10 protein-coding genes are annotated in these 16,590 nt (G+C 43.6%); 7 read left to right on the top strand and 3 right to left on the bottom strand.

Features of this window, described 5'->3' with window-relative positions:
• Positions 1-38 precede the first annotated feature (38 nt).
• The 7 genes from PQO03_RS06130 (at position 39) to uxaC (ending at position 12,186) form a co-directional block, all read left to right on the top strand.
• Positions 39-1,361, top strand: a complete 1,323-nt coding sequence (locus tag PQO03_RS06130; protein WP_274148731.1) for an acetylxylan esterase — start codon at positions 39-41, stop codon at positions 1,359-1,361.
• Between the two features lies 1 nt (position 1,362).
• Positions 1,363-3,195, top strand: a complete 1,833-nt coding sequence (locus tag PQO03_RS06125) for an ABC transporter substrate-binding protein (RefSeq protein WP_274148729.1) — start codon at positions 1,363-1,365, stop codon at positions 3,193-3,195.
• A 2-nt stretch (positions 3,196-3,197) separates the two neighbouring features.
• Positions 3,198-3,995 carry a carbohydrate ABC transporter permease gene (locus tag PQO03_RS06120; protein WP_274148727.1) on the top strand — a complete coding sequence of 266 codons (798 nt, stop codon included), beginning with the start codon at positions 3,198-3,200 and terminating at the stop codon, positions 3,993-3,995.
• A gap of 11 nt (positions 3,996-4,006) precedes the next feature.
• Positions 4,007-6,184 carry a carbohydrate ABC transporter permease gene (locus PQO03_RS06115; protein WP_274148725.1) on the top strand — a complete coding sequence of 726 codons (2,178 nt, stop codon included), beginning with the start codon at positions 4,007-4,009 and terminating at the stop codon, positions 6,182-6,184.
• Positions 6,185-6,188: 4 nt separating this feature from the next.
• Positions 6,189-8,492: a glycoside hydrolase family 95 protein gene (locus tag PQO03_RS06110; protein ID WP_274148724.1), complete on the top strand. Its 2,304-nt coding sequence runs from the start codon at positions 6,189-6,191 to the stop codon at positions 8,490-8,492.
• Positions 8,482-10,581, top strand: a complete 2,100-nt coding sequence (locus PQO03_RS06105) for a glycoside hydrolase family 52 protein (RefSeq protein WP_274148722.1) — start codon at positions 8,482-8,484, stop codon at positions 10,579-10,581. Before PQO03_RS06110 ends, PQO03_RS06105 begins: the two co-directional genes overlap by 11 nt.
• Before the next feature lie 201 nt (positions 10,582-10,782).
• On the top strand, positions 10,783-12,186 hold the full coding sequence (gene uxaC, locus PQO03_RS06100; protein ID WP_274148720.1) for a glucuronate isomerase: 1,404 nt from the start codon (positions 10,783-10,785) through the stop codon (positions 12,184-12,186).
• A gap of 39 nt (positions 12,187-12,225) precedes the next feature.
• Here the strand turns inward: uxaC and PQO03_RS06095 are convergent, their stop codons facing one another.
• From PQO03_RS06095 to PQO03_RS06085, 3 genes are read right to left on the bottom strand one after another with little or no spacing between them, the layout of a single operon-like run.
• Positions 12,226-13,014, bottom strand: a complete 789-nt coding sequence (locus PQO03_RS06095) for an alpha/beta hydrolase (RefSeq protein WP_274148718.1) — start codon at positions 13,012-13,014, stop codon at positions 12,226-12,228.
• Complete coding sequence (locus PQO03_RS06090; protein ID WP_274148716.1) at positions 13,007-14,581, bottom strand: hypothetical protein; 1,575 nt, start codon at positions 14,579-14,581, stop codon at positions 13,007-13,009. Before PQO03_RS06090 ends, PQO03_RS06095 begins: the two co-directional genes overlap by 8 nt.
• Positions 14,581-16,590, bottom strand: coding sequence for an alpha-galactosidase (locus tag PQO03_RS06085; protein ID WP_274148714.1), 2,010 nt, complete (start codon positions 16,588-16,590; stop codon positions 14,581-14,583). The genes PQO03_RS06090 and PQO03_RS06085 overlap by 1 nt, the downstream gene beginning before the upstream one ends.

Below are 16,590 nucleotides of genomic sequence, written 5' to 3'. Positions count from 1 at the left end.
TATAGGTTATAAGTTATATTACTAATAAGGAATACGCCTTGAACCTGAACCTAGCATCACCCCACGGAACAAAATGTTCTCCGCCGGTGAATCCAGTCATCTCATTTTTTAGTCCACATAGCAGTGATTTTCATTTTGATAATGATTTTGACCTCCTTTGGCAATCCAACCTTAAATCAGTAAGTTCTACTTGGACTTTACATAGAAATGGCTTCTCTACTCCTTTTAAAGAAGGAAAGGCTGATGCCAATTTGAGTAATCGCTACTCCACAAGAATTGACACCAGCGAGCTTTTTCCAGGTTTTTACGATTTAAAAATTAGTGTTGATTTAGGTAACGGTAAATTTGAAACAAGCTCAACCACTTTTGCTTACAAAGCTGATGAGATGTTTCTCTACGATTCAAAACCAGCGGACTTTCAAGAGTTTTGGCAAAAAGCCAAAGAAGAAATCGATCAAGTTAATCTGGATGCGCGCTATGAATCTCAGCTCGAGACCTTTGATGAACAAGCCATCAACACATACAACCTCGCTCACTCAGCACTTCCTGAATCTTACGACCCTGACGGCATTACTCACCCTACAGTTGACTCTCAAAAAGTAAGCTTTGCAGGGCCCGATAATGGACGCGTCTATGGCTGGTTAGCCAAACCACAGGGCGAAGGCCCCTTCCCTGCTATGCTCATCCTGCCTGGTGCTGGCATCGCTGCTCGTCCTCGCCCCCTTGAACATGCTCGCCATGGCTATTTAAGTTTAGATATACAAATTCACGGTCAAGACTGCTGTACTGATAACTACCCACAAATCGATGGCTACGGAAAAAACGAAGACTTTTCAGCCCCTAAAAATTTCTATTACTACAAGGTTCACCAACGCGTATTACAGGCTTTAAATTACCTGGATCAACGCCCAGATGTAGACAGTAGTAAAATTGTGGTAGTTGGCGGTTCCCAAGGTGGACGACTCAGCACTGTCGCTGCCAGTATAGATAAACGTGTTGCCGCTACCATTCCCTGTATCACCCACAATGGCAATCACCCTTATTTCACTCACGCGTGGAAAAGCAATGAAGCAAAAAATCATGGCATGGATAGTGAAACATTTGACTACGACAAAAGTGAAGAAAACCTTTGCCTTGCCTATTATGACGTGATGAACTTTTCAGCTGACATAGAATGTCCAGTGCTCATGAATATGGGTATAACTGATCCTGTTTCATGGGCCAGTCATGTCTATGCCGTTTATAAAAACCTGAATTGCCAAAAACAAATCATTACACTCCCCAATCTAGCTCACGATTGGTGTGCGGAATTTGATCGCCGCGCTTGGATTTGGTTAAAAGAAACCCTAGGAGAAAAATAAGATGCGTTATTTTATTACAATTTCATTATTACTCATAAGTTCACTTTGTGCTCAATCGACGCAAGTTGAGCCTTTCGATGTATCCGTAAGTGTTTTTTACCGACCCAACGAACCAGAACTCCCCACGACTAAACGTTTGATCGATTTAATGCGAAAAGACAAGACCATCAGTATCCAGCAATGGGGTGGAATTGAGTTACCTGGTGGTGGAGCCAAAGCTAGTTTGATGATGTCCATTGCCGGTGACACTGCACCCGATGTTGGCGAAGCTTGGTTCCACGTCATCGGTTCCGAAGTACGCAATGGCTTTCTTTACCCACTCAATGAATGGATTGGGGAAGATGAAGATGGCAACGGAATGATTGATGATCACGAAGCTAAATGGGATGGTTGGAAAGATGTCCCCACACTCTGGCGTAAAGTTGCTATGCATGATGGCAAGATCTACGGTATTCCCCAAGCTACAAAAAGTACCATGGGGGTCATCTTCAGAACTGACCTAGTTAAAGCTGCTGGTTTAAACCCCAATAATCCACCTGAAACCTGGGACGAATTCCGCCAATGGTGCGATGCCCTAACTCAAAAAGATAAAACGGGCTTGATCACTCAACGTGGCATTGGTTTACAACCCTATGGTTTCACCTTCCTCCCATGGATCCAAAGTGCTGGTGGTTCACCAATTGTACAGTACAAAACTAGCCCTACAAGTGGCGAAAAAATTGCTTTCCCAGCTGATGCAATAAGTTTCAAAAGCCCCAGTGGTGAAGATTTGAGTTCAGCACCTTCTGAATGGCAGGCAAACTTTGACTCTCCAGAAGCTGCGCAAGCCGCAAAACTCTATCACGACCTCATATGGCAAAAATGGATTAAGCACCCTGATACAGGTAAAGGTATTTACTTGACAAAGGAGGACCTTACCAAAGGGTCTGTTGAAGTTGACGGCAAAGAGATTTCATTTACTCAAACCGAGCTTTATACAGGCACGGCCATTGGCCAAACAGGTCAACGTGGTGAGAGCGCCTTCGATTATTTAGCCAATGGTCGTACCGCTATGGTCACTTGGTTCGCCGATGACCTCAACAGCATGGGACAAAAAGTTAATATAAGTCCAGATCTCCTTTCTTGGTTTCCTTTCCCCAAAGGTCCAGGCCCCAATGCAACTCAGGCTATACAGATCCAAAACCACTACATCGTCATGTACGAGGGCGTAAGCAGAAGATCTAAAGCTGAGAGAGACAAAATTTGGGAAGTGGCCACGGCTCTTTCCGATAAAGAAGTGCGCGATAATGCCGTCAAACAAAAAGTCCTTTCCGGCATGGCACGTTTCGCTAAGCCCAGCGACCTAAAACGTCTCGGTTATGATGAGTATTTGGCGGAGATTCCCCAAGCGATTAAAAATAACTTCACAAAAATGGATAGTGGAAAAATTGCTGCTGCGACAGAGCCTTACATGGGTTTTTGGTCAACAGTGGATGGTGCGCTTAATCGCGAGGTCCTAAGTTTAATTATTGCACAAACAGGTGAAAATTTCGATTATCAAACAGCCTTAAAACATGTGAATAAAAAGGCCAATGGCGGTATGATGTTTGCTATGACAGATGATGAGCTTAACAAATACCGCCCTAATGCGAGAATCGTTTTTGCTATTATTGTCATTATTATGATCTGTTTAATGATCAAAATTGTTAGAAATAGCCTGAAAAAAGATAATTCGAATTTAGCTAAAAAAGCAGGTTCTCGTAACGTGTATAACAAATACCTCGCTTGGGGTATGGTCGCACCCGCACTCATCCTCATTGCTCTTTGGTCCTACTACCCCTCTTCAAAGGTATGATTATGGCCTTTCAGGACTATAAAATCACAGGGGAATCCCCTTTTGTGGGGCTCGACAATTTTATTGCTCTCTTCCTCGATAAGAGTTTCTGGGACTCAATTGGTCGAACCTTTTATTTTGTGGGACTTAATATGGCCTTGGCCTTTGTCGCTCCCATCCTCTTAGCGGTAATGTTGACCGACATTCCCAAATGCAAAATATTTTTCCGCACCATGTTTTTCTTACCTCAAATGTCATCAGGCTTAGTCATTGCCCTTCTGTGGAAACTTATGTACGAGCCTACTCCTCAGGGTTTCTTTAACCAAATCATTACGCTTATGAATCACCTACCATTCGTCAACATCGACCACCAGCAATGGCTACAAGATCCGCAATTAGCCATGGTCTGTGTAGTAGTTCCAACTGTTTGGGCTTCCATGGGCATGGCTTCACTCATTTATCTCGCCGCCTTGGGATCTATCCCTCGTGATATGTATGAAGCTGCTGAGATTGATGGAGCCACAATATTTGAGAAGTTTAAAAAAATCACTCTGCCAAGCATCTTACCCCTCATCATCATCAACTTTGTCGGTGCCTTCATCGGCACCTTCCAAAACATGGGTAATATCTTCCTGATGACTTTTGGTGGACCAGGCGAGTCCACAACCGTTGTGGGATTAAAAATATGGATAGAAGCTTACAATAATCTGCGCTTTAGTATGGCTACCGCCATGGCTTGGGTGCTAGGTTCTCTCTTGATCGGATTCACATACTTCCAGATCAAATTCCTCGGTAAAATAGAATACAAAAAAGCCAAATAGGAGGAACATATATGTCACATTTACCAACCGTAGGCCGTAAGCATTGGAAAAATCGTTTTTATGTAATCAGCCTCTACCTTTTACTCTCATGCATGGGCATCAGCATGGTAGTCCCTTTCCTGATTACCATTGGAGGGAGTGCCTCCAATGATTTTGATTATCACCGTTTTAGCCCTGTACCACGCTTCCTCTACTCACAAGAAGATCGTTATGTTAAGGAACTAACTAAGTACTTTAATAACTACCGAGGATGGGACCGTCAGTTCCGAGCCTATTACCCTGACGCTCCAGATAATTGGTCTTCCTGGATGAAGATAGGTGAAGATCCAGAAATCTCAGATCAGTTTGCACTCAAGCATTTAAACAGATTTCATTCGAATAGCGATGTTCATGAACGGATGGCTCAGGACTACTCTCAATTCATGGATTCATACCCCATGATAGACACCCAAGTGAGAGTCGAACAAATCGAAGCCTTAGACTTCCTCCGTCACTACTACACTGAAAAGTATTTGGAACAAAATCCTCAGGACAAGAACCTATCCGATAAAGAGTTGCGTGCCGCTTCTCTTAAGCTTCTGTCGGATACTTGGCAAACCCCTTATTCCACTTACTACTCTATTAAGTTCATTTCAGAGAGTAAATACCCCATGGAATTTCCATCTTGGTACCCACCTGCAATGGAACCTAAATATGTTGATTACCTTAAAATAAAAGATGCTTATCGCAAACAGATGTTTGTACCTGGTATTGAAGATAAATGGGAAGATTTTTGCTCACAAGAAGGCTTAGATTTCCAATTTCCAGTCAGCGAGAATGCTGACAAAAAAACTTTTGAAGCTTGGCAAAAATTCAAAGCCAAAGAGGCCCCCGCCTCTATGGTTATCCCCTTTGCGTTACGTGCAGAATGGTACCGCTTCTTGAATGACAACGAAATGGCACAGGAAATTGCCGAATTACCCCTTTCAAAAAAAATCACCATCACGGAATACAATGATATAGCGGGAACTAACTATACTCAGCTCAATACGACGCCCTTCCCTATTCCTCAAAATTTTGCTCCCAAGATACAGAAGCTTTGGGTCTACTTTATTCAAACAAAATATCCTTTGCGTTTGAGCTCTTTCAAAGTCACTAGAGAAACTCAAAAGCTTTATACTCAATTTTTGAAAAGTGAAATTAAGGTTATCCGCATTGCCAATGAACTTCTCGGAACTAATCATACTAGCTGGGAAGAGTTCAAAGTTACGGGTTCCGCTCCTGCGGGCTTCACTAAAGAAGAGCAAAACACACGTGATATTTGGATGAATTTCATGAAGTCTTTGGACTTAAAATACCACCAAAAAACTTCTTCCGAAATCTCTTACCAAAAGTTTCTTATGGATAAATATGGTAGCTTAGAGGATATTAATCAGGCCTATGCTTGGGATCTTCGATTTATCGAAGAGGCCTTTCCTCCCTTAGCAGTTGCCTACACATCGACTTTTTTAAAGAACGAAGGGGCAATGACCACAACTCCGGTCTTCAAAAACTATCGCCTAATCCTCGACTTTTTAATCTTCAATGGTAAAGCTTTAGGTGTAACATTCGTCTTGATTCTACTCACCATTATAGCCACTTTAACTATCAATCCAATCTGTGCCTATTCCCTAAGCCGCTTCAATCTTCCTGGGCAAAGTAAAGTTATTTTATTTATGCTTGCAACTATGGCCTTCCCTGCGATGGTTTCTGCTATCCCTGCCTACCTTTTAATGCGAGATTTGAATTTACTCAATAGCTTTACGGCCCTGATTCTTCCTGGTGCGGCCAATGGCATGGCTATTTTTATTCTCAAAGGTTTTTTTGACTCTCTACCTTCTGAACTGTACGAGGCCGCTACGATTGATGGTGCAAGCGAATTGCAAATATTTAAAATGGTTGCCATGCCCATGGTTAAACCCATCCTAGCCATCAACTGTATATCAGCTTTTATCAGCGCTTATAATGGCTGGGAATGGGCACTGATCATCTGTCAGGATAGTGACATGTGGACCCTTGCCGTTTGGATGTATCAAGCTTCACAATGGTGGAAAGAATCACCATGGATCGTAAGTGCTGGTTTTGTGGTCATCTCTATCCCCACGATGATCGTCTTCCTGTCAACACAAAAAATTATCTTGAAGGGTATTGTTGTCCCTTCCATGAAGTAGATCCATGCAAACACAAACTATTTTCCACCATCAGCCCGCCGGGGCTGATTGGAACCGAGCCTTTCCTGCAGGTAATGGGAGCTTAGGCGCCATGGTCTTTGGCGATATCGACGAAGAGCGCATCGCCCTCAATGACGACACCCTCTATAATGGTGGTACCCGCGACCGCTCAAACCCCGATGCTCTAGCTAATTTAAGTAAAATCCGTCAATTGATTTTTGATGGAAAACTCAGTGAGGCCGAAGCCCTCACACAAGAAGCGGTCACCGGCCTTCCCCCCATCATGCGCAATTATGAGCCCTTAGCTGATTTACTGATCTCGCAAAAATATTCTAAGCAAGCTTACAAGCAGGTTGATCCCGACAATTTTGATCCCATGGATTTAGCTTATGGAAAAATCTATCAAGCTGCTTTTAGCGATTACCGCAAAAGTCTCGACCTAGAGAAGTCCATCATCACCACTGAGTTTGAGATAGCGGGAATTAAATATAAGCGTGAACTCATCAGTTCCTTTCCCGATGACCTCATATATTTGCGTTTAAGTGCTTCCGAAAAACAATCCATCAATGTTAAACTGCGTATTGAGCGCGGCGATGCCAGCATGTACTCCACTCGTCATTACGACAAAGTGAGTAGTCCTCTAGAAAATAGTTTATTTATCGAAGGCAGAACAGGTTCCTCTGAAGGTATAGATTTTGTCGCTGGTCTACGCACTCAAGTACAAGGTGGAAGTTGTAAAAAAATTGGCGAGAGCCTAATTATCAAAGATGCCGACGAAGTACTCATCGCCATCTGTGGTCACACCTCAGTGAGACAGAATTCACCCATGACTTCACTCAAAAAGAGCCTAGAGAAAAACTTTGATTGGCAAGAAGCCCTTCTTCGTCACACCGAAGATTACCAAAAGCTCTATAGTCGTGTAAAACTTGAAATCGCTCATCAAGATAATCAAAACCTCCCTACCGATGAACGTTTGCGCAAAGCGCAAAATAATTCCAGTGATGTGGTACTGGATCAACTCTATTTTAACTTTGGTCGCTACCTGCTTATATCCTGTTCACGCCCGGGAAGCATGACGGCAAACTTACAGGGCATTTGGAACGATAGTTTCTCTCCAAGTTGGGGCAGTAAATACACCATCAATATCAATATTCAGATGAATTACTGGCCTGCTGAAGTTTGTAATTTAAGCGAATGCCATGAACCCCTTTTCGACATGTTGCAAAAGCTCCATATCAACGGTCAGGAAACCGCAAAAAAAATGTATAATTGTCGTGGTTTTGTTTGTCATCACAATACTGATAATACCTACGACACCTACCCAACGGATCGCAATGTAACGGCCTCTTATTGGCCCATGGGCGGGGCCTGGTTAGCGCTACATTTGTGGGAGCACTATAAATTCACTCAAGATCGTGAATTCTTAACACAGTTTTACTCCATCATCCACGATGCAGCCCTCTTCTTTGTGGACTTCCTTTGTGAGAATCCCAAGGGCCAATTAGTGACTTCTCCTTCAGTCTCACCGGAAAATACCTACTTGCTTCCCAATGGTGAATACGGCACCATTTGTGCGGGCCCCACCATGGACAACAGCATCATTCGCGAAATCATTCTCGCGACCCAGGAAGCTTCTGAAATCCTAAGTAAAGATTTGAATGAAGATTACGACAGCATCCTCGCCAAACTTCCTCCTTTAGAAATCGGCAAGCACGGCCAAATTATGGAATGGAGTGAAGACTGGGATGAAATTGAACAAGGTCATCGCCATATCTCACAACTCTTTGCTCTGCACCCAGGTAATGAAATCGACATCGAAAAAACACCTGAATTTGCACAGGCCGCAAAAGTTACCCTGGATCGTCGACTCGCCGATGGTGGAGGTCATACGGGCTGGAGTCGCGCTTGGATCATCAATTTCTTTGCTCGTTTGCGCAATGCGCAAAAGGCTTATGAAAACTTCCACGCCCTGCAAAGTCATTCCACCCTACCCAACCTCTTTGACGATCACCCACCTTTCCAAATTGATGGCAACTTTGGCGGTACTGCTGCGGTAGCAGAAATGCTCCTACAATCCCATCAAGGACGCATCGATTTACTGCCCTGTCTACCTAAGCAATGGGCCACAGGTCGAGTCTCTGGCCTCAAGGCTCGTGGGTCAGTCCAAGTCTGTATAGAGTGGCAAGATGAAAAAGTAACAAGCTTCCAACTCCTTTCGGACTTTGATCAAGAAGTCATCGTAACTTTCAATGGCCAAAAACAGACCATCAAACTAAAAGCCAAAGAAACATATCACTATGATACCTGAAAATCCCGACTTTCATGCTCAACACTCCCCCATGGGAGCTCACAGCTCTTTTACCCTAGGTATGCACCACGCCAATAGTGGTGCCGTATCAGAAAAAGGATCCGTTGCAGAGGGCGCCACTCTAGTAGGCTACCGCACTGCATCTGGCCAATACCATTATTTCCCTTTCTTTGATAAACTCGAAAGTGAAAAAGAACGCTATGTGAGTGACGAAAATGCCGAGCCTCTTCCCGATGTGATTTTTTCAAAAGAGAATATGCAACGCGAATACCTCTGGGCCACCGATAAATTCTCGGCGCCGGGCGTGCAAATGGAGGTCATCTCTCCCTTTGATAGCATCCCTGACCCCGCAAAAGCAAGTGATGATGAAATGCGTTTTGCAAGCTGCCCTGCCACCCTAGTGCGACTGACTTTCAACAATCAAAGTCAAGAAGACTGGCAAGGCTTCTTTGCCCTTAGTCCAGACACGAGATGGACTGCTTTAGATAATGACAATAATCGACAAATCATAGGCGGTGTGAGCCGTGATCAACTAGCTGTGGCGACCACAAATCAAGAAGCAAAATCCTTCATGGACTTCACCCACGATACAGCCTTGGACCGCGATCATAGTCGTTCTCATTTCTTATTGGGTCAAACCTGTGGTCTAGAAATCACAGTCCCAGCTGGAGCACAAAAAGAATTAGTTCTGTGCGTAGCTTATTATTTAGAAAACAAAGCCACTTTTAATCGTACGAGTAAATACTACTACACCAAGCTCTTTGCCGATATTAAACATGTCATCAACTATGCCATGTCGGAACAAGATCGTTACTTTGCGCTAGCCGCAAAGCGCGACGAAGAACTGAGCTCGCGTACAGACCTGAACGATGAACAAAAATTCCTCATCGCCCACGCAACTAGAAGCTACTATGGCTCTACAGAATTTCTCATTGAATCAGACAAGCCTCTATGGGTGGTCAATGAAGGTGAATATCTGATGATGAACACCTTTGACCTAACCATCGATATGCTTTTCTTTGAGCTTAAATTTAATCCTTGGACGGTTAAAAACATTCTAGAAAACTTTGTTTCTCACTACCGTTACTACGATGAAGTCTTTTCACCTGAGAACCCCGAAAAGCTCTATCCTGGCGGCGTCTCTTTTGCCCACGACATGGGGGTTGCCAATCAATTCAGTCCTGAACCATTCTCCAGTTACGAGACTTCTGGACTGGATCGCAAGTGCTTTTCATTCATGACTTATGAGCAACTCTGTAATTGGGTATTGACTGCTGGGGTCTACCTTGGCCAAAACAAAGATGCGGACTTCTTTACTCGTCACCGAGGCATCTTCCAAGATTGTTTAACCAGCTTACTCAACCGCGACAATCCCGACCCCGAAAAACGCAATGGACTGATGTCTTTTGAAAGTTCTATGACTAAGGGTGGCGGAGAAATAAGCACCTATGATTCACTAGATCATTCACTCGGTCAATCGCGCAACAATATTTATTTGGCTGGCAAAGCCTGGGCATCTTACCTCATCATTCACAAGCTCTTTAAAGATCTCGATACAAAAGTGAGTGAAGAAGCCTTCTCGGCTGCTGAATTAACGGCCAAGGCCCTTTGCGCAGGCTATGATGAAGACCTAGGCTTTATCCCCGCCGTTCTAGAAAATAACAACAAGAGTGCTATCATTCCAGCCATCGAGGCCTTGGTTTACCCATGGGAGTTTGGCGCCAAAGAATACTGCTCCGAAAATGGTCCTTTTGGTGATTACATTAAGGTGCTCAAACGCCACTTTAACAATATTCACAATACAGATACCTGCCTCTACCCCGACGGGGCCTGGAAGCTATCCTCAACTGCGGATAACTCTTGGATGAGCAAGATCTCCATTTGCCAATACGTCGCTCGTGAAATACTAAAGATTGATCTTAAAGAGGCCTCGGCACAAGCTGATTTAGCTCACGCACGCTGGCAACGGGAAGGCGCCAAATATCACGCCTGCTCAGATCAATTCACTTCCGGCAAAGCCATTGGCAGCCTCTACTACCCAAGAATAGTCAGCAACATTCTTTGGTTAAAGGAAAGCGCTAAGCATTAATCACTATTGGTATCATCGCTCAAGTCAAATATTAAGGATAGTGTCAGGCTCAATAAGGAGAGAAAAGTCATGTCAAAGCAAGCAGCCAAAAGTCAATCTGACAAAAAACAAATTAAGCAAATTTCATTGCGAATACAGGTACAAATCGATTTGTTGATACAGCAATCTTTATTAAAATAGACTAATTTTTAGGAACATTATATGAACTTTATTCACGACGACTTCGTACTGGAAAATCAGTACGCCAAAGACCTTTATCACCAGTTTTCAAAAGATCAGCCCATCATTGACTACCACTGCCATTTGATTCCCCAAGAAATTGCCGAGGATAGACGCTGGGAAAACATCACTCAAATTTGGCTTTATGGCGACCATTATAAATGGCGGGCCATGCGCACTAATGGCGTGGATGAACGCTTTTGCACTGGTGATGCCAGTGATTGGGAAAAATTTAAAGCCTTTGCCGATTGCATGCCCAAACTCCTGCGCAACCCTCTCTATCATTGGACGCAATTAGAACTCAAGCGCTACTTCAATATCGATACACTTCTAGGACCTGATACAGCCGAGGAAATTTGGAACGAGGCCAACAAAGTTGTTCAAGCAGATGACTTTTCCGCACGTCAACTAATGGTAAAGAGCAAAGTGAAGCTTGTCTGTACAACAGATGATCCCATTGATGATTTGCGTTGGCACAAACAAATTACTGCCGATCAATTTCAAGTCAAAGTTCTCCCTACATGGCGCCCTGACAAAGCCATGGCAGTGGATCAAAGCCAAGTCTTTACTGAGTGGTATGCTCAACTCCAAGAGATCACCGATTTCCAAATCAATAGCTTTGACGATTACCTCAAAGCTTTAAAAATTCGCCAAGACTACTTTCATGATAATGGCTGCCGCTTAAGCGATCACGGCATTAATGAATTCTACGCTAGCGAATACAGCGATGCGGACATCGCAAAAATCTTTGATAAAGTCCGTTCTGGCCAAACAGTTAGTGAAGTGGAAGACCTGCAATTCAAATCTTGCATGATGTATCATTTTGGTCTGTGGAATCACGAAAAGGGCTGGGTACAGCAATTTCATTATGGCGCTATCCGCAACAACAATACCCGAATGTATAAACAACTTGGGCCCGACACGGGTTTTGACTCCATTGGCACACCGAATACGGCCTTGGCAATGAGTCGCTACTTTGATCGTTTGGATTCCAGTGATCAATTGGCCAAATCCATCATCTACAACCTCAATCCCGGTGATAACCACGTGATTGGCACAATGATTGGCAATTTCCAAGGTGGTTCAGCTGCGGGCAAAATGCAGTTTGGTTCAGGTTGGTGGTTCCTCGATCAAAAAGATGGCATGGAAAATCAAATCGAAGTTCTCTCACAACTTGGCTCCCTATCCCAGTTCGTGGGAATGCTCACCGATAGTCGCTCATTCCTGAGCTACACTCGCCACGAATACTTCCGCCGCATCCTGTGTAATATTCTTGGTAAAGATATGGAAAAAGGCCTAGTCCCAGCCGACCTCAAATTAGTCGGCCCCATGATTGCCAACATCTCCTACAACAACGCTGCCAATTACTTCGATTTTAATCTTTAGAAAAAAAATTAAAGTCATGGATTCATTCATGACTTTATATCAAAACCCTTCTTTGTAGAGGAATTTTTCGCAGGCTTGGCACCATTGACTGGCTTGATTACTGCTTCGAGCTAGATCTTTGGCTAAGCCCAAACCGTGACGACCATCTGGATAAACATGGAGTTCATGACGAATTTTATGTTTTTGTAGAGCCATGCCATAGAGGTAGGCATTTTCAACAGGCACGGTTGCATCTTCTACCGTATGCCAAATAAAACTTGGAGGAGTTTTTGCGTGAACCGCATTTTCCATGGAGGTTTTTGCCACTAATTGCTCACTGGCTTGCTGGCCCAATAAATTCTCTTTTGAACCCAGGTGAGCAAATTCTCCCCAAGAAATTACGGGGTAACACAAAACGCTCAAGTCCGGTCTAGCGCTGACCTTCTCCAATTCATCATCACAATCTTGGTTGACTTCTGAATAGAGGTTGCTCAAACTAGCGGCCAGGTGTCCTCCAGCCGAGAAGCCCATCACCCCCAAGCGCTGGGCATCTATCCTTAATTCTTCGGCGTGAAAACGCAGGAACTGCATGGCACGTCGAGCATCCATCAAGGGCTGAGGATAGCGAGACGGTGCCACAGAATATTCCAAGACAAATGCACTGATGCCCAAGCTATTGAGCCAAGCGGCTATGGGAGCCCCTTCGTGCTTGGCACAACGCTGATAACCTCCACCGGGTAAAATCAAGAAAGCTGGTAAGTTTTCACCATTTTCAAGAGCGAAATTTTGCAAAGTCGCTTTCTGTGGAGAACCCGGCCAAAGATCCATTTTTTCGTAGAGCTTAAACATTGTATTTCTTTTTAAGTTTCTGGATTACATTTTCGGCGGGGTCTAAGTGTAAACAATAATCTTTCTCATACTGAGTAGATAAATTTTTGAACTTACTAGGTAATGATTCGTAAAAATCCCAAGCTTGATCATAATCTGCAATGCCCTGAACAATGGCTTCGGGATCTTCATTGCGTAGAGCTGCATCAGTATAAAAGAGCGAACGATAAATCATCGCCACGCCCAAGCCATAGTTCACAGAGCCTTTTGCGAAGTCCGCAATTTCATTATCTGCCCAAGAAATTTGATCGGCTAGCGAACACATTTCCTGCCAAATTGCTACGGCTTCATCTTTTAATCCTAGGCACTTTTCAATGGTCGCTTGATCGTCCTTAATGTACTTAGGCCAACCAAAGCCCATATCTCTGGCCCACCACAAGTCCACGTCACACTCCAGGGTGTTTCGCATGCGAATGACCCCGTCTAAACTCAATAAAGAAAGCTTTCTAAAATGCTGGCTGGACGCCTGGTCTAAATTGAGTTTTTCCTTGCAATAACGCTCAAAGACCTGTTCTTCACTTTGGCTGGTATCTTGGGCCCAAGTGGCAATAACCCAGGCATTGAGTTCGTACCACAGCTTATTAGCTGCGAAGGGCCCATTCCAACCACCACCACGGCACCAGGTCCAAACCCCTGCATAAAGCTCTGGCTTCTGATCCACAAAAGTTTTAAGAGAGTAGATATCTAAACCCTGATTGAGATTTTCTTCAAAACCATTGATCACCCCTGCGGCAATATAATTGGGGTGAGCAGCCTTGCCCTCATACTCGCGAGAACACTGAACTTCAATGATCTGGGGGTGGCGCCCCTGCCCGATTATTCGGCTAAAAGCCGTACCACGGTGAAAATCATCTTCACAGTGTTTAACGGCTAGAGTTAAGTGCTCATGGGGTTCAACTTCTTGATTAATCAGAGCGTATTGCTCGGGGTCACGATCAAAGCTTAGCCAAGACCTAAAAATCAATTTTTTCTTGTGCTTTACGCAAATTTCTTCGCGTAACAAATTGATCAAAGGAATGATGGTTTCTTGGGTGTTGTCTTTATCCTTAATGGCGCCTTGATGATGAGGCGCATCGTGTAAATAAGTTTCGCCAATACGAAAGAGAAAACCATCTAAATCGGGAAATTGTTCAAATGATTCGGCAATCTGCTTCTTAATCAAATCAACCACAAGAGGATTTTTTGGATCACCAAATTCTTTTTCTATGCCGTAGGCTTGAATGAGGCTTTTGGGAAAGAGCACCATGTCCGCTTGAGCATAAATAGCCAAGCCCGCAGCACGACATTTTGCGTGTTGCGCAAGAATGCTTTCTCGTTTTGCTTTTAACCATTTCTCTGACTCAGATCCCTGAGGAAATACATCCACATCCACACTGCGCCAATCAATCGCTAAACTAGGAGACTCAAACAAAAAATAGGCCTTGGAGTTATAGCCAATTTCAGCTATGTAATCCGCCTCATTAAAGGGTGTTTCAAAAAGGGCTTCACCTGGATTGTGGTGAACCATGTCCATAATAAGAGGGGTCATTATTTTACCTGAATAAGTTTTGAGGAATGTGGAGTAAGTTCGACGGAAAGAAAATTACCATTGACTTGCATGTCCTGATCACTCCAGAAGTCGCTGAAGGTTTCGCTTCCATTTAGATCTGCTTTTTCTAAAGATACGGAAATAAGTTTTGTTTCATTAGACCAATTAAAGAAGGAAATGTGTTGCTTTACACCAGCTTGTTTCATTGGACCGTCATCTTCGTAGCGCACCTGCAAGATCTCTGGTAAGGGCTCACCCGTGAAGGCTTTGTCATCCAGTACATTAACCTTGTTGCCACGATCAGCATTTTCTAAGATCTTGTTAAAAATAGCAAACTGCTCTGGGCTATGCTCTTCTAATTTGCCTCCGAACTCCAAGATTCCCTGGGTAATGTAGCACCAATTGAGACGGAAAAACTGTTCGTTTTCCGGATTGTCACCAAAGCCAAGGCTATCCATATTGAGGAGGAAGGTGTCTTTGCCTTTGATCATGGTTTGAGCCATTGTACCCGAGCAAGCCCTAACTTGTTCGCTCCAGGTTCCATCGTGGATATCGAAACCACAACGATAGGAATCTGCATTTAAACCGGGGAATGGATTGCCTGCACTAAAGGCAATACAAGTCATAAAAAAGCCATCATCGCCAATGCGTTTGCGGATTTCGCTAAAGGCAAAATCACGCCATTCTATACCACTTTTATGGCCAAAGCGGCTATCTTCTTTCAAGAACCACTGAGTCATAAAATCGTATTTCACACCCTCAAAACCCCACTGAACAAAGAGCGCATCAAGGACTTTTAAATAGAAATCTCTGGCTTCAGGGTGGGATAAATCAAGAAAACTCGATTCACCAAGAATTCGAACTGAACCATCTTTATCTTTCTGTAACCACTCAGGTTTTTCCTTAGCTAAGGGTGAGGACAAGTAAACTTTTGGCGACAACCAAATACAGGGCTTTAAACCTAAGTCACGAATGCCATCGGCCACGACTTTCATACCGTTGGGGAACTTTTCTTTATCGTAGCCCTCAACTGGTACAGGGTAAAATGAATCGATACCAGCATTGGGATTATTATAGGTATTGCGCAATGCCTGGTAGCCATCATCGATCAAGAAATGAGTACAATTAGGCATATTTTCAGCCATGGCCTTGGCTCGATTTAGAATCAAGTCCTCTGTGATATTGCCAAAAGTACCATAATTCCAAGTACAAAATACGCCTTCGCGCAACATCTTTGAATTCTTACCTTGAAAGTTATGATGCTGGTTAAGTGTCGCTACATAATCATCGAAGGCATATTGGGGGTGAGTATCGTACTTTAATTGATAAAAGACTCGAGAGACTTCAACTCTCTCACCTGCGGCTAAACTAAAGGCATCACTCAATGTGTACTTTTGTAAGCCTTCATAAGTTTTGATAAACTTACTATCGGACTCACCTTCTAGTCCCAAGTTCCACGAGCGCTCAAACTTAACTTGATTTAAATCCCCTTGGACTAAAACAACTGAATGCTCGCGATCAAACTCTACGGCAAAAACCGGAAAGTGATTCGCTTCGTCACTATTGATGTGTACTGGTTCATAGGGAATACACTTGAGGTAGGGATGCTCTACGCGAAAGCGGGGATATTTTTCCGTTTTAATATTGGATGAATGGAAGTAACGCACTCGATAATAATCAATCACTTTTATCGGTCTTGTGTAGCACAGTTCAGCGTCACTCGCCAAGATTCCATCTCGGATTGATTGCAGTTCCAAAGCTTGCTCAGAAGTATTGATGATACTGCGGCTCAAGACCAAGCTATTGCTTTTCTTATCAAGCGTAAAATTAATTTCTTCCTGATAGCCAGAACCCGACAACAGCACAGTGCCACCTTGATCAGATAGAGTATTGAATAATTCATTTAGCTGAGAACTTAAGACTCCATTGAGCTCAAATTGTAAATTTCTCCAACCATTGCCCTCTTGATCCACTAAGGAAAAAGCTCCATCTTTGTAAGTAAAATCCAT

It is taken from the genome of Lentisphaera profundi (genome assembly GCF_028728065.1).
GTDB lineage: Bacteria > Verrucomicrobiota > Lentisphaeria > Lentisphaerales > Lentisphaeraceae > Lentisphaera > Lentisphaera profundi.
This window is presented reverse-complemented; position numbering and strand designations above follow the sequence as displayed.

Excerpts from the sequence above, each read along its gene's own strand:
- PQO03_RS06125 (WP_274148729.1), top strand. The coding sequence starts at position 1,363 with ATGCGTTATTTTATTACAATTTCATTATTACTCATAAGTTCACTTTGT.
- PQO03_RS06120 (WP_274148727.1), top strand. The coding sequence starts at position 3,198 with ATGGCCTTTCAGGACTATAAAATCACAGGGGAATCCCCTTTTGTGGGG.
- PQO03_RS06115 (WP_274148725.1), top strand. The coding sequence starts at position 4,007 with ATGTCACATTTACCAACCGTAGGCCGTAAGCATTGGAAAAATCGTTTT.
- PQO03_RS06110 (WP_274148724.1), top strand. The coding sequence starts at position 6,189 with ATGCAAACACAAACTATTTTCCACCATCAGCCCGCCGGGGCTGATTGG.
- PQO03_RS06105 (WP_274148722.1), top strand. The coding sequence starts at position 8,482 with ATGATACCTGAAAATCCCGACTTTCATGCTCAACACTCCCCCATGGGA.
- uxaC (WP_274148720.1), top strand. The coding sequence starts at position 10,783 with ATGAACTTTATTCACGACGACTTCGTACTGGAAAATCAGTACGCCAAA.
- PQO03_RS06095 (WP_274148718.1), bottom strand. The coding sequence starts at position 13,014 with ATGTTTAAGCTCTACGAAAAAATGGATCTTTGGCCGGGTTCTCCACAG.
- PQO03_RS06090 (WP_274148716.1), bottom strand. The coding sequence starts at position 14,581 with ATGACCCCTCTTATTATGGACATGGTTCACCACAATCCAGGTGAAGCC.
- PQO03_RS06085 (WP_274148714.1), bottom strand. The coding sequence starts at position 16,590 with ATGGATTTTACTTACAAAGATGGAGCTTTTTCCTTAGTGGATCAAGAG.